Genomic DNA, 22,942 nt, shown 5'->3' on the forward strand with positions numbered 1-22,942 from the left:
AATGAGCGGGGTTACGATACGCGATCTCGGCAAGGCCTTCCCGAAAGAGGACGGCACCGCGACACAGGCGCTCGAGGGCGTCGACCTGGAGATCGGCGATACGGAGTTCATCTGCCTGGTCGGGCCGTCGGGATGCGGGAAGACGACGCTTCTCCGGATCATCGCCGGGCTCGAGACCGCGACCACCGGGGCCGTGACCGTCGACGGCCGCGCGGTCACCGGCCCGGACCCGAAGCGGGGGATGGTATTCCAGGAGTACTCCCTCTTCCCCTGGCGGCGGGTGATCGACAACGTCGCCTTCGGCCTCGAGATGAAAGGCGTCGGCAAGGAGGAGCGCCGGCGGACGGCGGACCGCTACATCGAGATGGTCGGCCTCTCCCAGTTCCGGGACGCCTACCCCTACGAACTCTCCGGCGGGATGCGACAGCGCGTGGCGATCGCGAGAGCGCTCGCAAACGACCCCGACGTCCTCCTCATGGACGAACCGTTCGGGGCGCTGGACGCCCAGACCCGGAACAGGATGCAGAAAGAACTCCTCTCCCTCTGGGACCAGACGAAGAAGACGATCGTCTTCGTCACCCACAGCGTCGACGAAGCGGTCTACCTCGCCAGCAGGATCGTCGTCCTCTCGCCGCGGCCGGGATCCATCCGGGAGATCATCGAGATCCCCTGGCCGCACCCGCGGGACCGCACCAGTGCAGAGTTCGCAGAAGTCCGGCGACGGGTGCTCCGGATGATCGACGAGACCGAAAACGCCCAGTAAGGTTTATTAGAGGACATCTCCATTTTATAAAGCACTCAAAGATCGGCAGGAGTTTTTAACGATGGTACGAAAACCAGCGAAGATGTACAGGAATCTCGCAAAGAAAGCATATACACGCAGGGAATACATGGGCGGCGTGCCGGGCAGCAAGATCGTGCAGTTCGATATGGGCAACCTCACCGAGGAGTACCCGGTCGAACTCTCCATCGTCGTCGACGAGGCCTGCCAGATACGCCACACGGCTCTCGAGGCCGCCCGTATCGGTATCAACCGGCAGCTCCAGAAGGAGGTCGGGAGGGCAAACTTCCACTTAAAGATCCGGACCTTCCCGCACCACGTTCTCCGTGAGAACAAGCAGGCAACCGGCGCAGGTGCGGACCGTGTCTCGGAAGGCATGCGCCTCGCCTTCGGGAAGGCCGTCGGCACCGCGGCGCGGGTTGAGAGAGGCCAGAAGGTCTTCTCCGTCTGGACGAGCCCGCAGTACGTCGAGAAGGCCAAGGCCTCGCTCAAGCGCGGCACATACAAACTTCCGTCTCCCGCAAGAATCGTCGAAGAGCGGGCGCCGGCAGCATAAACCCGCATCACTTCCCATCTTTTTTCCGGGGAACTCCCCGCAGGCGGCGTATCCGCTACCGGGGGAAATATAGGTATTTATAGTCTCTTCCCACCAGTATACATGATGGTTAATCCGGCAGATCCGACGCTTTCGGACGCACTTGCAGACGCCACAGAGAGAGCACTCCTGGAGGCCGAGATCCGGCTGCCCCCCGATGTGCTCGCGGCGCTCCGGGGGGCGGCGGCGGCCGAGAGGGACGAGATCGCACGCCGGGAACTCGGCAATATCCTGGAGAACATCGCGCTCGCAGAAGAACGGCGGGTGCCGATCTGCCAGGATACCGGCGTGCCGGCGGTCTACCTCACCCTCCCGCCCGACGTCCCGTTCACCCCTGCCCTCTTTGAAGGAGTGCGGGAAGGGGTGCAGAGGGCGACGGCCGCGATCCCCCTCCGCCCGAACGTCGTCGACCCCCTTACCCGGGAGAACTCCGGCGACAACACCGGTGTGGGGATGCCTGCAGTCCACGTGACGCCCGGGGAGAGGCTCACGGTGACGGTTCTCCCGAAAGGCGCGGGTTCGGAGAACGTCTCGAGGATCGGGATGCTCCTCCCCTCGCAGGCAGGGGAGATCCCCCGCTTCGTCGCCGAGACGATGCTCCTTGCGGGAGGGAAGCCCTGCCCGCCCGTGATCCTCGGCGTCGGGATCGGCGGGACGTTCGATATGGCGGCCGCGCTTGCAAAGGAAGCGCTCCTCCTCCCGGTGGATACCATGGACGACTACGAACAGGAACTCTGCGACGCGGTCAACGCCCTCGGGATCGGGCCGATGGGACTTGGGGGCGACACGACGGCGCTCGCAGTGAAGGTGAAACGCGCCGGCTGCCACACCGCGTCCCTCCCGGTGGCGGTGAACGTGCAGTGCTGGGCATGCCGGCGGGCGACCGTGGAGGTGAAGCGGTGAACCTCACGACACCGCTCGGCGACGAGGTGCTCGACCTCCGGGCGGGCGATACGGTCACGCTCTCGGGGACGATCTACACCGCACGGGACGAAGCCCACCTGCGGATGATGGAAGAAGGCATCCCCTTCGATCCGGAGGGCGCCGCGGTCTACCACTGCGGCCCGGTGGTGCAGGACGGCCGGCTCGTCGTCGCCGGCCCCACGACGTCCGCCAGGATGAACAGGCTCTCGGGATTCCTCATCGACGCGGGCGTCCGCGCCCTCGTCGGCAAAGGCGGCATGGGGCCGGAGGTGGTCGAACAACTCCGGGGGCGCGGAGTCTACCTCGCGCTCACGGGCGGGTGCGCCGCGCTCGCCGCAGCCCGAATGACCCTTAAAGGGGTCTATTTCGAAGACCTCGGCATGGCCGAGGCGGTATGGGTCATCGAAGCCGATCACCTGCCCCTCACGGTCGGGATCGACGCCCACGGCGGCGATCTCTTCCGCGCCGTACGCGAGAAAGCGAAAACACAATTTCACCAGCGATTCAATACTAAGCAGGATACCGTCTCATGAAACTCGTCATCGATGAAAGCCGCTGCAAAGGATGCAACCTCTGCGTGCTGGTCTGCCCCTACGGTATATTTCGGGAGGGAACGGAGCTCAACAGCCGGGGAATCGTCGCCCCGGTCCTCGACCGCCCCGAACGGTGCACGAACTGCAGGCTGCAGGCCCTCTACGGCAGGATGCTCTGCGGGGTCTGCCACATGATCTGCCCCGACCAGGCCATCTCCTGGGTCGAGGAGAAGCCGTTCGAACCGCACAAAGTGGAGGTGGAGTTTTGAGCAGGACCGAGTTCATGCAGGGGAACGCCGCCTGCGCTGAAGGCGCGCTCGCCGCAGGGTGCAGGTTCTTCGGCGGCTACCCGATCACGCCGTCGACCGAGATAGCCGAGGCCATGGCCCGGAAACTCCCGAAGGCCGGCGGAGTCTTCATCTCCATGGAGGACGAACTCGCGAGCATCGCCGCGGTCATCGGCGCCGCCTGGACGGGGGCGAGAGCCATGACCGCGACGAGCGGGCCCGGGTTCTCGCTGATGATGGAGAACATCGGTTACGCGGCCATGACCGAGACGCCGTGCGTCGTCGTCAACATCCAGCGCGGCGGCCCGAGCACCGGGCAGCCGACGCGGGCGGCGCAGGGCGACATGCTCCAGTGCCGGTTCGGGTCGCACGGCGACTACAGCACCATCGCGCTCACCCCGAACTCCGTCCAGGAGATGTTCGACCTGACCGCAAAAGCGTTCGATCTCGCCGACCGCTACCGGGTTCCCACCTTCCTGATGTCCGACGAGATCGTCGGCCATATGCGCGAGCGGGTGACCATACCCGGCGCGGTCGAGGTCGAACGCCCCCGCCCGCTCGCGGAGGGCGCTCTCCCGTTCGAGGCAGGGGACGACGGGACTCCCGGGTTCGCACCCTTCGGCTCGGGGCGGGCCGTCCACGTGACCGGCCTCACCCACGACGAGCGGGGCTACCCGGACACGACCGATCCCGAGGCGCACGATAAACTCGTGCGCCGTCTGGTCGCAAAGGTCGAGTCGGCACGCCGCGATATCGCCGACTACGAAGTCGTCAACCCCGACGCCGAGACGGTCTTCGTCACCTACGGCCCGCCGTCGCGGACGGTGGAGCAGGTGATGCGCGACCGTCCCGACGACTCGATCGGTCATCTGCGTCTCCGGGTCGTCTGGCCGTTCCCGGAGTTCGCCCTCAAGGTCTTCCCGAACGCCAGGACCTTCCTGATGCCGGAACTGAACATGGGCCAGATGGTGCGGGAGGTCCAGCGTCACGTCGACCAGCCGGTCATCTCCATCCCGAAGATCGGCGGCGAACTGCATACCCCCGCCGAACTCGTCCGGGTGCTGGAGGCGTACCGATGATCGCGCCCGACTGGTTCCGGGACGACCGCCTGCCGCACATCTACTGCACCGGCTGCGGGAACGGGACGATCATCAACTGCACCCTCGCAGGCGTGGAGGAGATGGGCTGGAAACGCAACGAGACGGTCTTCGTCTCCGGAATCGGGTGTTCCTCCCGGGCTCCCGGCTACATCCTCACCGACTCGCTCCACACCACCCACGGGCGGGCGCTTGCGTTCGCCACCGGCGTGAAGATGGCGCGGCCGGACCTGCACGTCGTCGTCTTCACGGGAGACGGCGACCTCGCCGCCATCGGCGGGAACCACTTCATCCACGCCTGCCGCCGGAACGTGGACATGACCGTGGTCTGCATGAACAACCACATCTACGGCATGACCGGCGGGCAGGGGAGCCCGACGACCCCGCCGGGGGCGATCTCGACGACGACGCCCTACGGGATGAGCGAACCGGCCTTCGATCTCGCGGAACTCGCCGTCGCCGCCGGCGCGAACTACGTCGCCCGCTGGACGTCCTACCACGTCAAGGAACTCACGAAGGCCGTCGTGGCCGGGATGCAGACCCCGGGGCTCGCCTTCATCGAGGCGAGAACCCAGTGCCCGACCAACTACGGCCGCCACAACAAGCTCCGGAGCGTCCCGGCGATGATCGAGCACCTCCGGAGCCACGCGATGCTTGTTCAGAAGCGTGATCGGCTGGTCGCGGAAGGAAAGCCGATCCCCGAAGGGACGTTCACCGTCGGGGAACTCGTCCGAAGGAGCCGGCCGGCGATGGGGGTGCAGAGATGAGGCACGAGATCAGGTTCTCGGGATACGGCGGGCAGGGGATCATCCTCTCCGCGGTCATCCTCGGACGGGCGGCGGCGCTCTACGACGACAAATACGCCGTCCAGACGCAGGTCTACGGCCCGGAGGCGCGGGGCGGCGCCTCGATGGGGCAGGTGGTGATCGACGATGAGCCGATCCTCTACCCCGAGGTGACCGAGCCGGATATTTACGTCATCATGTCCCAGCAGGGGTTCGAGAAGTACGGGATTCGTGCCGGGATGGATGCGGTCATGCTCCTCGATGCCGACCTCGTCCGGTCGCGGCCGGACTGCCGCCACTACGAGATCCCGGCGACCGCCGAGGCAAAAGGCGCGCTCGGCCGGGAGATCGTCGCGAACATCGTGATGATCGGCGCTCTCGTGACCGCAACCGGGGTCGTGAGCAGGGAGGCGATCGAGCGTGCGGTGCTCGACAGCGTCCCGAAAGGCACCGAAGAACTGAATCAGAAGGCGTTAAAGAGGGGATTCGAACTCGGAGAACGAGCGTGAACCTATGAAACTACTGGAATACGAGGCAAAACGGGTCTTTGCAGAGTACGGGATACCGGTCCCGAAAGGGGTCGTCATACGGGCGCCGGAGGAGGTCGCGGCGCACCTGCCGGACCTCGGCGACGGCGTGGTGCTGAAGGCGCAGGTGGACGTCGGCGGGCGCGGCAAGGCCGGCGGCGTCCTTTTTGCTGACGCAAAGACGGCGGTAGAGACCGCCCGGGAACTCTTCTCCCGGGAGATCAAGGGCGTCCCGGTCGGGGAGATCCTCGTCGAGGAGCGTCTCCCCATCGAGCACGAGTATTACGTCAGCATCGCCGTCGACCGGTCGAGCAGGCAGCCGGTGGTGCTCTTCGCCGACGCCGGCGGGGTGGAGATCGAGAAGATGGCAGAAGAGGACGAGTCCGCCGTACGGAGAGTCATCGTATCCCCTCTCCTCTCGGACATCCCGCCGTTTCTGATGCGGGAACTCCTCGGCGGCGCGCCGAAGGAACTCGCGCCGGTCATCAACAGCCTCTACCACGTATTCCAGGGGAAGGATGCCATGCTCGCGGAGATCAATCCCCTGGTGACGACGGCGCGGGGGGTCTACGCGGCGGACGCGAAACTGATCGTCGACGACAACGCCCTCGCCCGCCAGGGGATAACCGTCAACCGCGACCTCTCGGAACGCGAGCGCGAGGCCGAGAAGCATGGGTTCTCCTACGTGGAGCTGGACGGGAGCATCGGGGTCATCGGCAACGGCGCCGGGCTCACGATGTCGACGCTCGATCTCATCGAGTTCTACAACGGGCGGGCGGCGAACTTCCTCGACGTCGGGGGCGGCGCCGACCAGGAGCGCGTGATGCACGCCGTCAAACTCGTCGCGAGCATGCCCGGGGTGAACGTGATCGTCGTCAACCTCCTCGGCGGCATCACCCGGTGCGACGAGGTGGCGAAGGGGATCATCGCCGCCGGCGTCGCGCCGACGGTCATCGTCCGGATGGCCGGGACGAACGAGGAGGAAGGCCGGCGTCTGCTCGCCGAATGCGGCTACCGGATGCTCGATAGCATGGACACGGCCGTGAAGGCGGCGATGGAGGTCTCACCATGATCTACGGAGATAAAAATCTCGGCGTGATCGTCCAGAACATCACCGGCAGGCAGGGCACGTTCCACACGGAACTGATGAACGCCTACGCCCGCGAGGTCGGGGGACGGGGCGTCGTCGCCGGGGTCGCGCCAGGGAAGGCCGGCCGGGAGGTTCACGGTGTACCCGTCTACAACACCGTCAGGGAAGCGCTCGCCGAGCACGAAGCGACCGCAAGCGTCGTCTTCGTCCCGGCAGGCGCCGCCGGCGACGCGGTCATGGAAGCGGCGCACGCGGGGATCGAGCTTGCGGTCGTCATCACCGAGCACATCCCGGTTCACGACGCTATGTCGGCCATCGCCTACGCGAAACTCCACGACTGCACGGTCATCGGCCCGAACTGCCCGGGGCTCCTCTCGCCCGGCGAGTGCAAACTCGGGATCATGCCGGCCCATCTCGCCCGCCGCGGCAACGTCGGCGTCGTCTCCCGGAGCGGCACCCTCACCTACGAGGTGGTCGACGAGCTCACCCGCGCCGGCATCGGCCAGAGCACGGTCGTCGGGATCGGCGGTGACCCGGTGATCGGCCAGACGTTCGTCGACGTCCTCGCCCGGTTCGAGGAGGATCCCCACACGAAGGCGGTCGTCGTCATCGGCGAGGTGGGCGGCAACCTGGAGGAGGAGGGCGTCCGGTCGACCGATCTTCCGGTCGTCACCTACATCGCCGGCGTGAGCGCCCCGCCCGAGAAGAGGATGGGCCACGCGGGCGCGATCATCGAGGGCGGCGAGGGCGACGCCCGGTCCAAGGTCAGTCGGCTCCGCGCCCTCGAGATCCCCGTCGCGTCCCGTCCTTCGGAGATACCGAAACTGATCCGCGAGGTGTTATGAACGGCGACCTGATGCTTGCAACCGCCTGCGAAGTGGCGGAGAAGATCGGGGCGCGGGCGGTCGTCTCGTTCGTCGAACCGGCCCCGGTTCTCGCGAAGGTGCCTGATATCCCGATCATCCGGGTGCAGGAACTCCAGCTCGACGTCTTGAAAGACCTCACCATGCACGACATCCTGGAGGTGAGCGAGCGGCACATGCTCGACGCCGCCGTCCACCTCTACCTCCGGCGCAACCTTGAGACCGGCCTCGTCGTCGGCGTCTTCCCCTACGCCGTCATCCTCTACGACATCGAGGAGGGGAAGAACTTCATCAACTTAAAGGACTTCTCCGACATCGTCCCCCGCGAGGTGCTCCATTCGGCCCTCACGCTCGCCCTCGAGATCGCGGTCGAGGGGAGGGAGGGGAGAGCCATCGGCACCGCGTTCATCATCGGCGACCCGGAGGAGATCTTCCGGCACTCCCACCAGGCGATCCTCAACCCCTACCAGGGGCAGCCCGGAACACTCCGGGACATCAAGAACCGGGACAACTGGGAGAGCGTCAAAGAGTTCGCCCAGCTCGACGGCGTCTTCGTCATCGATAAGACCGGCGAGGTGCGGGCGGCGGGCCGCTACCTGGACGTCACGGGGCGGGGGATCTCCCTTCCCGGCGGCCTTGGGGGGAGGCACCGCGCGACCGCGTCCATCACCCACGAGATCCCGGTCATTGGCATCACGGTCTCCGAGAGCGGGGGGATGGTGCGCATCTTCAGGGATGGAAACTGCAAGATCAGCATCCGTTCCGACATCCGCCTCCGTAGTGACGGTTAGAAATGGTTATATGAATTGCAATCATTTCTCTTATCATACTTTAGAACTACGGTGGATTTGATGACCAGGAACATCAGCGTAGAAGGGCTTGACCAGATCCCGATCGAGAAGCAGCGGATAGAACTGGTGGAGCGCAAGTGCCTCGGGCACCCGGACAGTCTCGCGGACGGCATCGCGGAGTCGATCAGCCGGGCGCTCAGCAGGTCGTATCTGGAAGAGTGCGGCAGCGTCCTGCACCACAACACCGACCAGGGCGAGGTCGTTGCGGGCGAATCGCTTCCGAAGTTCGGCGGCGGCACGATCACAAAGCCGATCTACTTCCTCATATCGGGACGGGCCACGAAGACCTTCAACGGCATAAACATCCCTGCGGACGCAATCGCCGTCGAGGCCGCACGGGACTACATCAAGAGTATCCTCCCCACCATCAACATGGACCGCGACGTCATCGTCGACTGCCGGATGGGCAAGGGGTCGACCGACCTGCAGGACGTCTTCCGCTCCTGCGAGGGGAAGGTCCCGCGGGCGAACGATACTTCGTTCGGTGTCGGGCACGCGCCGTTCAGCGAGGCGGAGAGTATCGTCAGGGGCGTCGCCGCGTTCATCGACGATACGCTCCGCCCGAAGTATCCCGTCATCGGCCAGGACTGCAAGATCATGTGCCTGCGTGACGGCGACGCCATCACCCTCACGATCGCGATGGCGTTCGTGGACCGCTACTGCTCGGGCATCGCCGAGTACATCGAGCAGAAGAACTTCCTGACGGAGCAGATCGCGGCGGTCGCAAAACAGTTCACCAGGAGATCGGTCAACGTCGCCATCAACACCGCCGACGACCTCGAGGTCGCCAGCGTCTTCCTGACGGTCTCGGGCACCTCCGCCGAGATGGGCGACGACGGCTCGGTCGGCCGCGGCAACCGCGCCAACGGGCTGATCACCCCGAACCGCCCGATGAGCATGGAAGCGACGAGCGGCAAGAACCCGATCAACCACATCGGCAAGATCTACAACCTCCTCGCGACCCAGATCGCGCAGGACTGCGTCGCGAAGGTCGACGGGATCGAGGAGATGTACGTCCGTATGCTCTCCCAGATCGGCTACCCGATCGACCAGCCGCACGTGGCGAGCGCCCAGATCCTCACGAAACCGGGCGTCAACATCAACTCCGTCAAGCCCGATATCGAGGCGATCATCGACGAATGGCTGGAGAAGACCCCCACCATCACCGAGAAGGTTATCAGGGGAGAACTCTCTACCTTCTAACCCTCTCTCAATATTCTGGAGTTGTTGCAACCCATGAGTAAACCGTCACCCCGGCACCCCGTGCCCGGACCCGGGCTCGTTCGTCTCGCCATCCCGAACAAAGGGAGGATCTCCGGGCCCATCAACGAGTTGATCGAGAAGAGCGGCCTCCACCTGGCCGAAGGCGGCAGCGAGCGAAGGCTCATCACCCGGACCCGCGATCCGAACGTGGAGATCCTCTTCGCCCGCCCGATCGACATACCGGAGTACGTGGCGAGCGGCGTCGCCGATCTCGGCATTACCGGGAAGGATATGGTCATGGAGCGGGGTTCAGTGGTCGAACAGGTTCTCGACCTCCAGACGGGGAGGGCCACGCTCGTCGTCGCCGTGCCGGAGGAGTCGGACGTCGAGACCGTCGCCGACCTTGCAGGCGCAAAGGTGGCGACCGAGTTCCCGGCGATCACCCGCGCGTTCTTCGCCGGGCACGGGGTCGCCGTGACGGTGGTGACCGTCGGCGGGGCATGCGAAGCGACGCCGCACCTCGGGATCGCCGACGCCATCGTCGACCTCTCCTCCTCGGGGACGACACTCCGCACGAACCACCTCCGCGTCGTCGACGAGGTGCTTGCTTCCACGACTATCCTGGTGGCGAACCCGGCCTCGCTCACGGCCAAGCGCGAGAAGATCGACGAGCTTGCCCTCGCCCTCGAGAGCGTCATCCGGGCGAAGGGGCAGTGCTACCTGATGATGAACGTCCACAAAAGCGCGCTTGCGGACGTGCGGGAGGTGCTGCCCGGCCTCTCCGGCCCGACGGTGATGGACGTGGCTTCCGACGAGAATCTGGTCGCCGTTCACGCTGTCGTAAAAGAAGAGCGGGTCTATCAGTTAATCAACCAGTTAAAGCGGGCCGGCGCAAAAGACATATTAGTCATGCCCATCGAACGGATCATACGCTGAGAGCATGGAGATCTATCCTGCAGTTGATATCCTGGACGGGCGGTGCGTGCAGCTTGTGCAGGGGCGGCCGGAGGCGGCGACGGTCTACGGCGATCCGGCCGCCTGGGCGCACCGGTGGCTTGATGAGGGAGCGGACGGCCTGCACGTCGTCAACCTGGACGGGGCGTTCGGCCGCGCGCGCAAAAACGCCGACCTGATCCGGGCCTTCACCCGCGAGACGGAGACGTTCGTCGAACTCGGCGGCGGCATCAGGAGCGTGGAGGATGCCGCGGGGTGGCTCGACGCCGGCGTCGACCGGGTGATCGTCTCGACCCAGGCCGTCCGGGAGCCGGAGATGATCCGGACGCTTGCCGAAGAATTCGGCGGCGAGCGGGTGATGGCGGGCGTCGACGCCCGGGCCGGCGAGGTGATGATCGAGGGGTGGGAGCGCCCGGCGGGCAGTTACCTCTCCTGGGCGGAGCGGTTCGAGAGCCTCGGCGCGGGCTCGCTCCTCTACACGAACGTGGACGTGGAGGGGCTCCAGCAGGGGATCGCCATCGAGCCCGTGACGGAACTCCTCCATCGGGTGAAGGTTCCGGTCGTCGTCTCGGGCGGGATATCGAGCCCCGAAGACGTCGCGACGCTCCGGGAAGCCGGAGCGGCAGGGGCGGTCCTCGGGTCCGCCCTCTACGCCGGGAAGGTGCGGCTCCCGGAGGCCATGGAGGCGGCGCATGCGAACGAGTGAGATCCACCGCACGACACGGGAGACCGATATCACCCTCTCCCTCGATCTCGACGGGACCGGGGCAGGAACCGTCGAGACAGGGATACCGTTCTTCGATCACATGCTGACATCGCTTGCCCGGCACGGGCGGCTCGATCTTTCCGTCCGCGCGGCCGGCGACCTCGCCGTGGACGCCCACCACACCGTCGAGGATATCGGGATCGTCCTCGGGACGGCTCTCGCCGAAGCGGTCGGCGACGGGAGAGGGATCACCCGGTTCGCCGACGCCGCCGTCCCGATGGACGAGGCGCTCGCCAGGGTAGCGCTTGATCTGGGCGGCCGGGGCTACCTGGTCTTCGAGTGCGGTTTCTCGCCGGCGGGCCCGGGGGGCATCCCCGGCGATCTCATCGAACACTTCTTCTACAGCCTCTGCAACCACGCCGGGATCACCGCCCATATCACGGTCACGGGCAGGAACGACCACCACATCTGCGAGGCGGCGTTCAAGGCGTTTGCCCGGGCGCTCAGAGCGGCCGTGGCGATCGACCCCTCTATAGGCGACGTGCCGAGCACCAAAGGCACGCTGTGACTCCGCCAGATATCAATCTTTTTTTTCTCGGGGAGACAACCGCCGTCCGGGGAGCGACATATCGGCCCGTAGGGGCTCTTGCGTTCAACAAACGTGAAAGTCCACGGCATGAGGGCATAACCGGGCTGGAATCGCGGATATGAACGTCTGACGTGCATCGGCGATCCGTCTGCCGGTCTCACAGGAGCAAAACACAGTACATGCTCTCCTCATCCTCGCTATCACGGCAGCCGATCACGAGAGCATGTATGCTGCCCAAGCAAGATCTTAATTGGGGCCCAAACGGACCCCGGTAAAGAGAAGGAAAGAGAGGTCGATTTACGCGGACTTAACCGCGAGGTCGACGTCTTCCGCCTTGATCGTCTTGCGTCCCGCGTGCTGGGCAAGCCTGTTGGCTTCCTTGGTCAGCTCGGCGATGTACGCCTCAGCCTTGGTAACCAGTGCGGCAGCGGCGTCGCTGCCGACTCTCTCAGCACCATTCTTCTTTGCGATACGTACAACCGCAGCAATAGGTAGATCTGCCATAATCTCATTCCACCTCTAAAAAGAGGTGTATTAGTTAATATTTAAACGTTTCGGGATAATCTCGGAAATTTGCGTTTCTCTTTACCATTGAGGGTATGTCTGGACAGGGCACCCCGATAACCGGCAGGGAACAGTGCCGATTGAAAAAATCAAGATATGGGCCCCGACAGGGAATCCGAGGAAAAATCACGGACTTTTTGATTGCACCAGAGATTTCGCAAGCATTATTGCATTGGTATAATCTGCAGAGGCGCGCGACGTATCCACGAAAATTCTATCGATATTTACCACCGGAGCACCATGCCCCGCCCCGGCTCCGAGGAACGTGAGCGTGCGAAAGATCAGGTTCCCCGAGATCCCGTCGGGGGCCACGACCATCCCGTACCTTCCCGCCGCCTCCTCGATCAGGATCTCGGTGTGCTCCGCACCGGTCAGGCGTGCGACGAGCTCGGCATCCGCCATCGTCCGGTCGACGGACGGATGCCGCCCGAGATCCCCGAGCCGCCCTCCCGAGAGGATCGCCACTCCTTCGGCGAGGCCGAAATTCCGGGCGATATCCCTGCCGATTTTGACGAACCGTACCTTTTCTTCGACCGTCCAGCCCTCGTCGACCCCGACCGGGGCGAGGAGGAAGAGGCGCCCGTCGGCGGTCTCGAGGAGAGCGATTCGCTCGAGGCAGTCGACGCCTGCGGCCTGCTTGAGGGCTTTTAAGGTGGAGGACGCAGGCAGGGTGCCCCTGACGGCGGCATCGATCCTGCCGGCATAGAGAGCCTCGATGAGGGCGATCTCCGGCTCCACGGACTCGACAACCGTAACCGCATCACCAAGCGACCCGGCGGTTCCCGGAGGGGAAAAAAGGATGAGATCGACCTCCCGGCCGATCGCCCGGACGGTCGAGAGGATCTTCGCGTCGGGGGACGCCGCACCAAGCCCGACCGTTACCGGCATGCCCCTCCTTCGGTGAAGAAGCGCATGATGCCTTCCTGGTCCAGGTCAAAGACCTGCGTCTCCCGGCCCAGGTACCTGACGGAGAGCCTCCGGCTCCCGTTAACCTCCCCGATAGCGGCGGCGGTGATCCCGACATCGGCAAACCGGCGGCGGACCTCCTCCACGTTCTCGGGTTTGACGGTCAGGATGAACCCCATGCCGGGATACATGCGCACCCACTGCTCGAAGGGGAGGTCGATCGCCGAGAGATCCGGCCGGGGTATCGCCTCGAGGTCGATCACCGCGCCCTTCCCGCTCACCTCAAGGAGCATCCCGAGCGTCCCGATGACGCCCGGGTTGCTGATGTCCTTGCCGGCCGTCACCAGGTGCTCCTTCCCGAGATCCTCCATCACCCGGATCTGGGCCCGCACCGTTTCCGCCGGCTTCATCGTGACCGAGTCCCAGTTGAAGCAGCACGACGGGTGCACCCGGCCGTCGAGGTCTATCGCCGCGACGACCACATCGCCCTCCTCTGCCGTGTCCGAGAAGATGATCTGGTCCATCGTGGCCGTCCCGAGGATCGCCACATCCACGACGCTGTATGGCGTATTCGGGTGCAGGTGCCCGCCCACGATCGGGACGCCGAACTGTGCGGACGCCGCGACCATGCCCCGGGTCACCTCGTCGCGGAGCCGATCGTTCGTGACGGAGAGGATATCGACCATCGCAACCGGCCTCCCGCCCATGGCGGCGATGTCGTGAACGTTCACGAGCACCGCGCAATACCCCGCCCAGAACGGGTCCGCCTCCATCAACTTGCTCCAGATACCGTCCGCCGCAAGAAGCAGCGCGTCCTCTGCGTTATGCCGGATGACCGCGGCATCCTCACCGAACGAAGCGACAACGTCGGGGCTCTCTATCCGGAGAGACCGGATCATATCTCCGATCTCCTTCTTCCGGGTGACGCCTTCGTATTCCCTGACGGCCTGTGCTACCGTATCGGTGGAGCAATCCTTCACCACAAGAACACCAACACTCCAGGTTTCTTTATGGTATTCTGCCTCATCAGAGATAATGTATTTGATTCACCGGTATTATGCACTCCGTTCCGGGAACCTATCGGGAAGGGAACTGCCGGCAGGCGTCCGGCCGGGACAGGTGCGGCCCCGCTGCAACGCGTCCTTCGGATCGTTTTGCATCCGCACCGGGGTGGCATTTTTGATGCATCGCGTCGAATAGTCGGGTATGGACTGGGTGGAGAAGTACAGGCCGCAACACCTTCAGGATGTCGTGGGGAACTCCGGCGCCGTCAGGCAGATATACGAGTGGGCGCAGGACTGGTCGCGGCGGAAGAAGCCGCTCATCCTGTACGGAAAACCCGGTACCGGCAAGACCTCGAGCGCTTACGCCCTTGCAAACGACATGAACTGGGAGGTGGTGGAACTGAACGCCTCCGACCAGCGGACGAAAGCGGCCCTCGAGAAGGTGGCGGGCTCGGGCTCCACCACGGCGAGCCTCTCCGGCGCGAGCCGCAAACTCATCCTGCTGGACGAGGCCGACAACCTGCACGGGCAGGCCGACCGGGGCGGGGCGAAGGCGATCGTGGAGATCATTGCGGCGGCGCAGCAGCCGATCATCCTGATTGCAAACGACTACTACTCCCTCACGAGAGAACTCAAGGCGGTCACGGAGCCGGTGCAGTTCCGGGCGCTCCAGGCCCGCTCGATCGTCCCCCGCCTCCGCCAGATCTGCGCCGCGGAAGGCGTGGCATGCGATCCCGCCGCGCTCGACGATATCGCGAACCGCGCCGGCGGGGATATGCGGGCCGCGGTGAACATGCTCTACGCCGCGGCGATCGGGAAGGAGCACCTCGCGGCGGGCGACGTCCACACCTCCGCAAAGGACGAGCGCTCGACCATCTTCGAACTTGTCGGAGCGACCTTCAAAGGGAAGAGAGACGCCGACCTGCTCCGCATGGCGGTGGAGGTCGAAGATACCCCCGACGCCGTCGAGCAGTGGCTCGAGGGGAACCTCGACCACATGCCCGACCTCGCCTCCCGGGCGAAGGGCTACGCCTGCCTCGCGAGGGCGGACGAGTATATCGGCCGGACCTACCGGCGGCAGTACTACACCCTCTGGCGCTACGCGAGCGCGGTGATGCTCCTCGGCGTCGCCGACGCCGCCGGGGGGCACGGCGTCCACGGCCGCATCATGCCGCCGTCGCGCTGGCAGAAGATGGGGGCGTCGAAGAAGCAGAAGGCGGTCCGGGCGGGCCTCTCCCGGAAACTCAGCGAGATGACGCACATCCCACAGGATGCCCTCCGGGAAGACTTCTTCACCGCGATCACCATCCTCGTCGAGCAGGACCCTGCGAAATACGTCCGCGAGTTCGAGCTCGACGCCGACGAGCTGAACCTCTTCATCCACGACAAAGCCCGGGCCACGAAGGTCGTCAAAGAGGTGGCAAAAGAGGAGAAAGCGAAGGCGAAGAAGGCCCCCGCCAAAGGGAAGGATGCCGGCAAAGGCAAAAAGTCCCGGGACGACGACCCGCCCGCCGATACCGGTGAATCCCGGCGGGACCCGCCCCCGGGCCAGGCGACGCTGTTCTAACTCACAAAGAACCCTTTTTTTTGAGAGGCCCGGTGGTCGAGGCCACCATGCACATGCGAGGTCATGGCGCCATAACGTTGAGATGAAACGGCTCCGCTACGGGGCACGCCGGCGGTATCGATGAAGGAGAACCGGGCCGCAGTCCACGACCTCGCCGCCGTCTTCGTAGATCTCGCATCCCAGGTGGTAGACCAGGAGATCGCTGTCGATCCGGCCGGCAAGCGCGATCAGCGGCGGAACCATCTCCACGCCGGGCCTCACGGCGTAGATCAGGTCCGCACCCTCATAAAGCCGGAGATCCGGCTCGAATATATCGTCGGTCACGACGTCGAGCCCGTCGTGCCGGATGCCCGGCCGTATGTCGGTGCAGAGCATCAGGGCGCCGGCAGCCTTGATCAGCCTTGCAGCTTCAGGGTTGTTGCCGATACCCACCTCGACGGCCCGCCGGTAGCTGGCGGCGATATACTCCCCGATACTCCGTTCAATATGTTTATACCGACACATTACCCAGAGATTAGGTAATGGGCATCAATATTCTTTGGGACCCACAGGCACCGGAAGGTATCGAACTCCCGGTCGTCAGGATGATCGCGATGATCCTCGGGAAAGAGCCCGCACTCGTCGAATACCCGTTCCTCATCGACGGCTACGACCGGAACCGCGACCAGCACGATGCTCAAAAGATCCTGGATCGCCTGCAGGACACCCTCACGCGCAGGTACGATATCGACGGCCCCCTGCTGCTCGTCACCTCCCGCGACCTCTACGTCAACGGGTGCGACTTCGTCTTCGGCCTCGCACGACCGGCATGCGGCGTCGCCGTCGTCTCGACCGCCCGTCTCGGGAACGACTACTACGGCAGGATGCCGGACGACAGCGACCTCATCGACCGGACGGCAAAAGAAGGCGCGCACGAACTCGGGCACCTCCTCGGGCTCGATCACTGCCCCGACCCCGAATGCGTCATGTTCCGGCCGAGAACCCTGGACGAACTGGACCGGAAGAGAAAGATGCTCTGCCCGGACTGCCGGGAGGCGCTCGCGTCGCTGGCAACGCGGTGACGGCAAGCCCGATCCCTGCTGCCGCTAACTCCCACCGGGCGAGTCTCTTCCGGCTTTTCGACAGGAAGCGGGCAGACAAAAGTATTAAACGAGCGTGCCGGGAAACCTAGATCACGATGGGATACTCTTCTTCCTTGATCCAGCGAAAGTTCAAAGATATCGTCGGGAGGCGGTACGACTCGGTCCTGAAGGACTACAGCGAGTTCCTGTTGACCGACGAAGAGATGCTCGTCCCGGAGGTCCGGTCGATCCTGGTGCCGCTCGACCTTTTCGTTCACGATATCACCGACGAAGCAATCGACGTGCTCTCCGCCTACGACGCCACGATCTCGCTCGCCTACATCACGGATGCCGAGGTGATCGAACTCCTCGAGCAGGCGCTCGACCGTGAATCGACGGAGGAGTTCCGGGCAAAGAAGGAAGAGTACGGCCAAAAACTCCTTGAACGGACCGCAGCCAAACTCGAGGGACACGGCTTTTCGACCCAGACACGGATGTTTGTCGGACATAAGGGCGACGACGTCGTCCGGATGGCGAAGAACCACGACATGGTCGCGCTCTGCCGCCGCTACGCCGACGGTGAGTCGACCGACGTCTCGGTAAGCCCGATCGTTCTGCGCATCTGCCAGCGGGTGGAGACCCCCGCGCTCATCTACTGACGGGTGCATAGATGGAAGCAGTGGCGCTGATCGCAGTAGCGGTCTTCCTCTTCACCTACGCGCTCATCATCGACGAGCGGATCCACCGGGCGGTCGCCGCCATGCTCGGTGCGGCGATCGTGGTCTTCGTCGGGATCGTCCCCTGGGAGGCGCTCCTCGAGCACGTCGACTTCGGGACGATCTTTCTGCTCCTCGGGATGATGATCATCGTCAATACCGCCCGCGGGAGCGGCCTCTTCGAATACATCGCGATACGGACGGCAAAGCTCGCGAAAGGCAGCCCGATCAGGGTTCTCGTCCTCTTTGCGCTCGTAACGGCGATCGTGAGCGCGTTCCTCGACAACGTCACCACGGTCCTTCTCCTCACCCCGATGCTCCTCTATGTCGCGAGGGTGATGAACCTCAACCCCATTCCCTTCCTGGTCACGGAGATCTTCTCCTCGAACGTCGGCGGGGCGGCGACGCTCATCGGCGACCCGCCGAACATCATGATCGCGTCGTCTGCGGGGCTGACGTTCAACGAGTTCATCATCCATCTCGGGCCCATCATGGTCGTCGATATGGCGATCCTCCTCCTGATGATGTACGTCATCTACGGCAGATCGATGAGGGTGAGCGCCGAAGAGAGGGAGGAATTGGTCCGGACGCTCAACGGTCTCGACGAGCGGGCGGCGATCGTCGATCGGTCCCTCTTCAACAAATCGGTGACCGTCATCGCCTTCGTGGTCCTCCTCTTCTTTGTCCACGACCGGATCGGAGAGATCCTGCACGTCGTCCTGCCGTTCGTCGACCCGGCGATGGGGCTCGAACCCGCGGAGGTGGCTCTCATCGGAGCGGCGATCCTCCTCTTCTGGAGCAGGCAGTCGCCGGAGGAGATATTCGAGAAGATCGAGTGGCCGGCTCTCTTCTTCTTCGGCGGGCTCTTCATCATCGTCGGCGCCCTGGTCGAGACCGGCATCATCTCGAGCATCGCCTCGATCATGATCGAGAACGTCGGATCGACCGGGGAGGCGATGTTCATCGTGGCATGGTTCGCCGCGATCGCCTCGGCGATCGTGGATAACATCCCCCTCACTGCGGCGATGATCCCGCTCATCCACGACCTGGGGGCGACGATGGACGTCTACCCGCTCTGGTGGGCGCTCGCCCTCGGCGCATGCCTCGGGGGGAACGGAACCGCCATCGGGGCGTCGGCAAACGTGGTCGTCATCGGTATCGCCGAGCGCGAGGGGATCGGCATCACGTTCATCGACTTCCTGAAGGTAGGGATGCTGGTGCTCTTCGTGACGGTGGCGGTAGGATTTGTGATGCTCTGGCTGAAATTTGCGGTGTGAACGACATGAAGATTCTCGTGCTTATCGATGGTTCGAAGTGGAGCCAGAAAGCGGCTCTGCATGCGATTGGACTGGCAAAGCGGAAGAATGCCGAGGTAGTCCTCTTCTCGGTGCTGGATATCGCGGAGGCCAAGGCGATGGCGTTCAACTTCTGCGCCCAGAGCGGGATCTGCGAGCAGTTGAAGGGCTACGAGGGGCGGATATGGAAAGATATGCGAAAGAGCATCGAGGACGACCAGAACAGCATCCTCGCCCGCTACCAGGGGGAGAAGGTTCAGTGCTCGTCAAAGATCGTCGAGGGGTCAATCAGGGAGGAGATCCTTAAGGAGGCGAACTCCGGCGAATACGGGCTGATCGTCATGGGCGCTTTCGGCAGGAGCGGAAAGTCCCGGATCAGCGCCCTGCTCGAGCAGATCGGCGGCGCGGTCAGACCGCCGCTGCTCGTCGTCCGCTAACATTTTTTTTTTGGCCGCGGTGATGCGGAGTTCCCTTCGCGGCTTCGCGTCCTTCGCGTGAGACCGTATCGTTGCTCAGCCCCACCATCTCACGCGAAGCCGTGAAGAACGCGAAGACCAAGTTGATTGTGAGTTACGCTCCGGATGAGACATCCGTCGCTCTTCGCGTGAGGCCTGTAGCCTTATCCGGAAACAGGTCGTGAAAACCAGAACTCAAGCACCATCAGGTGCGAGAAAAAAGTGGTCCCTCGGGCTCATTCCACCTGCTCAAGGTCTCCCGAGAGGTCTCCCGAGAGGTCGACCGTCCAGAAGTCACCGCTCGCCGGGAGCGCCATGGTGAAGTTTGTCGTGGTGTCGACCTGCACGGTGCCCTCCGCCAGGACCATATCGAGCACGTGGCCGCCGGCGGTGCGGTCGCCGGTGATGAAGTGAAGGTGGTAGCCGGGGACGTTGACCCCTTTCGCCAGTGCCGGCGTCCAGAACCCGACGGCGGTTCCGGTGACGTTCTCGAACGTAAAGACCGTCTGGTTCGCCGTCACATCGGCGAGCCGCGGGTACGGCTTCTCCTGGGCGGGCACGCTCCGGGTCACCAGATGCGGGAAGGTGCCGTCCACCCTGATCGCGTAGAAGAGATTCTTCGAGGGGAGCTCCGCCTGCACCCGGCTCTCGAGAGCGGTCAGGTTCATCGGCGCGTCGATCGGGACCGTCATGTCCGAATCGAAGAAAGTCGCGACCGCGAACGGCGTCGTCGCATTCCCGGCAACCGGATAGGCCCGCCCGTCGACCCGGATCAGGTACCACTCGCCGTCGACGCCGATCAGTTCCCCGTCGAGCCGATCGCCGCACCCGATCCCGAAGTCTCCGTGCCTCGCGAGCTCGTCGAACGTCATGCTGCCGTCGTAGGTTCCCTGGAGGAGCGCGTCGATGGTCGAGACCTGAAAGAGCGTATCCCTGTCGGCTCCTCCCTCCGGCACGGGCGGGAGGGGAGCGGCGGCGAGGCCGATGCAGGCCCCGACGATGAGGGCGGCGGCGGCAACGACGATGTAACGGAACAACCTGTCCCCGGCCATGATCCGCCTCACAACTCCCCGATATCCTCGTACCAGAGGTCGGGATGCTGCTCGATGAACGTGCCCATCATCTCCTTGCAGACGTCGAGATCCAGGTCGAGCACCTCGACCCCGTGCGACTCGAGGAACTCCCGCGCTCCCGCGAAATTCGCCGATTCGCCGGCCACGACCTTCCCGATCCCGAACTGGACGGCCGCTCCCGCGCAGAGGTAGCAGGGCATCAGCGTGGAGTAGAGCGTGCACTCCGCGTAGTTGCGGACCCTGCCGGCGTTTCTCAGACAGTCGATCTCTGCGTGGAGCACGGGGTCGTCGTTCTGGACGCGCCGGTTCCGGCCCCGCCCGATGATCCGGCCGTCGCGCACCAGCACCGAGCCGATGGGTATTCCGCCTTCCCGCAGGCCCGTTTCCGCCTCGTTTACGGCGCACTTCATGAATATATCCATGTGAATCTCCTCCCGGGCGCTCAATTCCGTGGACAAACCGGCTGCAACACCCTATCAAGTATAAGAAGACGTTCCTGGATGATAAACGCATACGGGACGGGAACGGCAGTTCGGGACACCGGCGGGCGAAGGATCCGGTCAGGGGAGCCGCCGCCCCTTCAAACGCTCGGGATCTCCCGCTCGGTTCCGATCTCGTCGAGCGCCTGCCTGCCGGCAATCCTGACGTCGCGGTCGGCATCCCCGAGGAGGCGTAAAAGGGGTTCACGGGCCTGCGGGTTGCCTATCCGGCCGAGCGCCCAGGCCGCCATCCTCCTGACCCGGGGTTTTCTATCGTCGAGCAGCCGGATCAACGGCTCGACCGCCCGGGGATCACCGATCTTCCCGAGCGCCCAGGCCGCCCCCACCCGAACCCAGGGACTGTCGTCTTCCAGGCTCCCTATCAGCGGGAGAACAGGTTCGCGCCCATCCAGGAGCCCGAGCGCTTTCGCCGCTTTCCACCGTACTTCGACGTATTCGTCCTCCAGCGCCTCGATGAGCGGCCGTACCGCGCGGCTGTCGCCGAGTTCCCCGAGCGCCTCCGCAGCCCGCCACCGTTCATTGAGATTCCCGGACGCAAGCATCGAAAGGTGCCTGTGGAGTACCTTCTCCCTATCGAGACTCTCGGTCTCTCCCCCCGGCACCGGCGGATCCCTCCCTGCCATAGGCCACCTCACGCCCAACTGGGGGCGGCCGGGCATAAGGTTTTGCCACGGGAGATGCTCACAGGGGTGCATTTTTCTACTCTCCCTGCCTTCACCATAGTATGGAGAGTCCGACGGTTACACCGGAGGGGACGACGTTTCCCCCGGAACTGGAACGTCTCGGTGTCGTTGCCGGAGCGAAGATCGATATCAGAGACCTCGATGCAATGGGTCGCCGCCACAACTTCCACGTCTTCCTCTACTTCGAGGAGGACCTGGCCAGGGACTCCACGCTCCGGGAAGACCTGCAGGAATACGACGACGTTCCCGACCTGGAGCGCCCGTTCGTCAACCTGAACGCGTTCCTCCGGTACGCCGCGGAGCAGGACCCCCTCTTCACCCGGCGCCTGGACGAGCTCCCGCTGGTCATCGAAGTCGTGGCCTACGGGGAGCTCGGGACAGAGGAGGGCAAACTCATACCCTACGTCAAAGGGCTGATGCCGTTTCTGGACGAACTCACGCTGGAAGATGTCCAGACCGCGTCCTGAACTCTCTTTTTTTATGGAAGCCTGACGGTACCCGCGCCTTTCAGGATATCCAGGCTCACGTCGAAGTTCCTGACCGTATGGGTGAGCGCACCCATGCTGATGATATCGATCCCGGTCACGGCATATCCGGCAAGATCGTCGCCGGCGACGCCTCCCGAGACCTCGAGGGTGACCCGCTCCCGGAGCCCCTGCTCTTTAAGCGCCCCGACCGCCTCCCGGACCGCGTCCGGCGCCATGTTGTCGAGAAGGATAATGTCGGCACCGGCTACCGCAGCCTCGACGGCGTCCCGTGCCGACTCGACCTCAACCTCGACCGCCCGGTAGCGACTCCGCCCCTTCGCCTTCCGGATCGCTTCCGGGAGCGGCACCAGCGCAAGGTGGTTGTCCTTGATCAGGACCATATCCGAGAGGCAGTAGCGGTGCGGGTCACCCCCGCCGAGGACCACCGCCTTCTTATCGAGCACCCGCAAGCCCGGAGCGGTCTTCCGGGTCGCGGCAACCCGCACGTCGGGGGAGACCGCCCGGACGGCGTCGACCGCCTCCCGGGTCCGGGTCGCAATCCCGCTCATGCGCCCGATGATGTTGAGCGCCGTCCGTTCGAGAAGAAGGATCGCCCTCGCGGAGCCTTCGAGTTCGAGGAGAACCGCCCCGGGAGCAACCGGTCTGCCGTCGGCAGAACGCTGACGCACTGCGACCCCGAAATGCTCGAAGAGCGCCCGTGCCTCCTCGAGGCCGGCGACGATCCCCGTATCCTTCGCCCGGATCACCGCCCGGCAGGCGACGTCGGGGACGACCGCTTCGGAGGTGACGTCGCCCCACGGCGCATCCTCCCGGACGAAACGGAGCAGGTCCTCGATCGGGATCAT

At 64.5% G+C, this 22,942-nt stretch carries 29 protein-coding genes; 21 read left to right on the forward strand and 8 right to left on the reverse strand.

Translation table 11 applies throughout. The features are described 5' to 3' along the window. The first annotated feature begins 1 nt into the window (after position 1). The 15 genes from SZ63_RS11860 (at position 2) to hisB (ending at position 11,764) form a co-directional block, all read left to right on the forward strand. Positions 2–763, forward strand: a complete 762-nt coding sequence (locus SZ63_RS11860; RefSeq protein WP_048185656.1) for an ABC transporter ATP-binding protein — start codon at positions 2–4, stop codon at positions 761–763. A 61-nt stretch (positions 764–824) separates the two neighbouring features. Further along, complete coding sequence (locus tag SZ63_RS11865; RefSeq protein WP_048185659.1) at positions 825–1,337, forward strand: 50S ribosomal protein L16; 513 nt, start codon at positions 825–827, stop codon at positions 1,335–1,337. 102 nt (positions 1,338–1,439) lie between these two features. Beyond that, on the forward strand, positions 1,440–2,279 hold the full coding sequence (locus tag SZ63_RS11870; RefSeq protein ID WP_048185661.1) for a fumarate hydratase: 840 nt from the start codon (positions 1,440–1,442) through the stop codon (positions 2,277–2,279). Further along, the gene (locus SZ63_RS11875) at positions 2,246–2,833 is read left to right on the forward strand and encodes a FumA C-terminus/TtdB family hydratase beta subunit (protein ID WP_048185664.1); all 588 of its coding nucleotides are present in this window, start codon (positions 2,246–2,248) and stop codon (positions 2,831–2,833) included. Before SZ63_RS11870 ends, SZ63_RS11875 begins: the two co-directional genes overlap by 34 nt. Next, positions 2,830–3,102, forward strand: coding sequence for a 4Fe-4S dicluster domain-containing protein (locus SZ63_RS11880; RefSeq protein ID WP_048185666.1), 273 nt, complete (start codon positions 2,830–2,832; stop codon positions 3,100–3,102). The genes SZ63_RS11875 and SZ63_RS11880 overlap by 4 nt, the downstream gene beginning before the upstream one ends. Further along, on the forward strand, positions 3,099–4,199 hold the full coding sequence (locus SZ63_RS11885) for a 2-oxoacid:acceptor oxidoreductase subunit alpha (protein ID WP_048185668.1): 1,101 nt from the start codon (positions 3,099–3,101) through the stop codon (positions 4,197–4,199). Before SZ63_RS11880 ends, SZ63_RS11885 begins: the two co-directional genes overlap by 4 nt. After that, positions 4,196–4,984, forward strand: coding sequence for a thiamine pyrophosphate-dependent enzyme (locus tag SZ63_RS11890; protein ID WP_048185670.1), 789 nt, complete (start codon positions 4,196–4,198; stop codon positions 4,982–4,984). The genes SZ63_RS11885 and SZ63_RS11890 overlap by 4 nt, the downstream gene beginning before the upstream one ends. Continuing rightward, entirely contained in the window at positions 4,981–5,511 is a 531-nt protein-coding gene (locus tag SZ63_RS11895) for a 2-oxoacid:ferredoxin oxidoreductase subunit gamma (protein WP_048185672.1), read from the forward strand. Before SZ63_RS11890 ends, SZ63_RS11895 begins: the two co-directional genes overlap by 4 nt. Positions 5,512–5,515: 4 nt before the next feature. Continuing rightward, entirely contained in the window at positions 5,516–6,601 is a 1,086-nt protein-coding gene (locus SZ63_RS11900) for a succinate--CoA ligase subunit beta (protein WP_048185674.1), read from the forward strand. Beyond that, complete coding sequence (gene sucD / locus SZ63_RS11905) at positions 6,598–7,464, forward strand: succinate--CoA ligase subunit alpha (RefSeq protein ID WP_048185676.1); 867 nt, start codon at positions 6,598–6,600, stop codon at positions 7,462–7,464. The genes SZ63_RS11900 and sucD overlap by 4 nt, the downstream gene beginning before the upstream one ends. Then, positions 7,461–8,273 carry a DNA integrity scanning protein DisA nucleotide-binding domain protein gene (locus tag SZ63_RS11910; protein ID WP_048185678.1) on the forward strand — a complete coding sequence of 271 codons (813 nt, stop codon included), beginning with the start codon at positions 7,461–7,463 and terminating at the stop codon, positions 8,271–8,273. Before sucD ends, SZ63_RS11910 begins: the two co-directional genes overlap by 4 nt. Positions 8,274–8,333: 60 nt before the next feature. Then, entirely contained in the window at positions 8,334–9,536 is a 1,203-nt protein-coding gene (locus SZ63_RS11915; protein ID WP_048185680.1) for a methionine adenosyltransferase, read from the forward strand. Positions 9,537–9,569: 33 nt separating this feature from the next. Beyond that, positions 9,570–10,472: an ATP phosphoribosyltransferase gene (hisG, locus tag SZ63_RS11920; protein WP_048185682.1), complete on the forward strand. Its 903-nt coding sequence runs from the start codon at positions 9,570–9,572 to the stop codon at positions 10,470–10,472. Positions 10,473–10,476: 4 nt separating this feature from the next. Then, a complete protein-coding gene (hisA, locus tag SZ63_RS11925) occupies positions 10,477–11,196 on the forward strand; it encodes a 1-(5-phosphoribosyl)-5-[(5-phosphoribosylamino)methylideneamino]imidazole-4-carboxamide isomerase (RefSeq protein WP_048185684.1) in 720 nt (239 codons plus the stop codon). Further along, positions 11,183–11,764, forward strand: coding sequence for an imidazoleglycerol-phosphate dehydratase HisB (hisB, locus tag SZ63_RS11930; protein WP_048185685.1), 582 nt, complete (start codon positions 11,183–11,185; stop codon positions 11,762–11,764). Before hisA ends, hisB begins: the two co-directional genes overlap by 14 nt. Before the next feature lie 318 nt (positions 11,765–12,082). Here hisB and SZ63_RS11935 read toward each other — a convergent pair whose 3' ends face one another. The 3 genes from SZ63_RS11935 to SZ63_RS11945 all read right to left on the reverse strand — a co-directional run bounded on the left by SZ63_RS11935 (position 12,083) and on the right by SZ63_RS11945 (position 14,238). After that, complete coding sequence (locus SZ63_RS11935; RefSeq protein ID WP_011843678.1) at positions 12,083–12,289, reverse strand: histone family protein; 207 nt, start codon at positions 12,287–12,289, stop codon at positions 12,083–12,085. A gap of 186 nt (positions 12,290–12,475) precedes the next feature. Next, positions 12,476–13,237, reverse strand: a complete 762-nt coding sequence (gene mtxX, locus SZ63_RS11940) for a methanogenesis marker protein Mmp4/MtxX (protein ID WP_048185686.1) — start codon at positions 13,235–13,237, stop codon at positions 12,476–12,478. Further along, entirely contained in the window at positions 13,228–14,238 is a 1,011-nt protein-coding gene (locus tag SZ63_RS11945; protein WP_048185687.1) for a methanogenesis marker 2 protein, read from the reverse strand. The genes mtxX and SZ63_RS11945 overlap by 10 nt, the downstream gene beginning before the upstream one ends. Positions 14,239–14,461: 223 nt before the next feature. Between SZ63_RS11945 and SZ63_RS11950 the strand changes: the two genes are divergently transcribed. After that, complete coding sequence (locus SZ63_RS11950; protein ID WP_048185688.1) at positions 14,462–15,826, forward strand: replication factor C large subunit; 1,365 nt, start codon at positions 14,462–14,464, stop codon at positions 15,824–15,826. Between the two features lie 96 nt (positions 15,827–15,922). On the opposite strand, the gene SZ63_RS11955 is transcribed toward SZ63_RS11950, so the two are convergent. Beyond that, positions 15,923–16,330 (reverse strand): UPF0146 family protein, encoded by a 408-nt coding sequence (locus SZ63_RS11955; protein ID WP_048185690.1) that lies wholly within the window; start codon positions 16,328–16,330, stop codon positions 15,923–15,925. Positions 16,331–16,347: 17 nt separating this feature from the next. Between SZ63_RS11955 and SZ63_RS11960 the strand changes: the two genes are divergently transcribed. The 4 genes from SZ63_RS11960 (at position 16,348) to SZ63_RS11975 (ending at position 19,335) form a co-directional block, all read left to right on the forward strand. Continuing rightward, on the forward strand, positions 16,348–16,887 hold the full coding sequence (locus SZ63_RS11960; RefSeq protein ID WP_048185692.1) for an archaemetzincin family Zn-dependent metalloprotease: 540 nt from the start codon (positions 16,348–16,350) through the stop codon (positions 16,885–16,887). Between the two features lie 116 nt (positions 16,888–17,003). Further along, positions 17,004–17,546 carry a universal stress protein gene (locus SZ63_RS11965; protein WP_048185694.1) on the forward strand — a complete coding sequence of 181 codons (543 nt, stop codon included), beginning with the start codon at positions 17,004–17,006 and terminating at the stop codon, positions 17,544–17,546. Positions 17,547–17,557: 11 nt separating this feature from the next. Further along, on the forward strand, positions 17,558–18,880 hold the full coding sequence (locus SZ63_RS11970; protein ID WP_048185696.1) for an ArsB/NhaD family transporter: 1,323 nt from the start codon (positions 17,558–17,560) through the stop codon (positions 18,878–18,880). A gap of 5 nt (positions 18,881–18,885) precedes the next feature. Next, positions 18,886–19,335 carry a universal stress protein gene (locus SZ63_RS11975; RefSeq protein WP_048185876.1) on the forward strand — a complete coding sequence of 150 codons (450 nt, stop codon included), beginning with the start codon at positions 18,886–18,888 and terminating at the stop codon, positions 19,333–19,335. Positions 19,336–19,589: 254 nt separating this feature from the next. On the opposite strand, the gene budA is transcribed toward SZ63_RS11975, so the two are convergent. From budA to SZ63_RS11990, 3 genes are all read right to left on the reverse strand, one after another. Then, on the reverse strand, positions 19,590–20,405 hold the full coding sequence (gene budA, locus SZ63_RS11980; RefSeq protein WP_052959156.1) for an acetolactate decarboxylase: 816 nt from the start codon (positions 20,403–20,405) through the stop codon (positions 19,590–19,592). Between the two features lie 8 nt (positions 20,406–20,413). Beyond that, positions 20,414–20,848 (reverse strand): nucleoside deaminase, encoded by a 435-nt coding sequence (locus SZ63_RS11985; RefSeq protein ID WP_048185699.1) that lies wholly within the window; start codon positions 20,846–20,848, stop codon positions 20,414–20,416. A 158-nt stretch (positions 20,849–21,006) separates the two neighbouring features. After that, positions 21,007–21,549, reverse strand: a complete 543-nt coding sequence (locus SZ63_RS11990) for a HEAT repeat domain-containing protein (RefSeq protein WP_048185702.1) — start codon at positions 21,547–21,549, stop codon at positions 21,007–21,009. A 101-nt stretch (positions 21,550–21,650) separates the two neighbouring features. Between SZ63_RS11990 and SZ63_RS11995 the strand changes: the two genes are divergently transcribed. Next, complete coding sequence (locus SZ63_RS11995) at positions 21,651–22,076, forward strand: hypothetical protein (RefSeq protein ID WP_048185704.1); 426 nt, start codon at positions 21,651–21,653, stop codon at positions 22,074–22,076. An 11-nt stretch (positions 22,077–22,087) separates the two neighbouring features. Here SZ63_RS11995 and nadC read toward each other — a convergent pair whose 3' ends face one another. Then, positions 22,088–22,942 (reverse strand): carboxylating nicotinate-nucleotide diphosphorylase, encoded by an 855-nt coding sequence (gene nadC / locus SZ63_RS12000; protein WP_048185880.1) that lies wholly within the window; start codon positions 22,940–22,942, stop codon positions 22,088–22,090.

Source organism: Methanoculleus sediminis, assembly GCF_001017125.1.
GTDB classification, from domain to species: domain Archaea; phylum Halobacteriota; class Methanomicrobia; order Methanomicrobiales; family Methanoculleaceae; genus Methanoculleus; species Methanoculleus sediminis.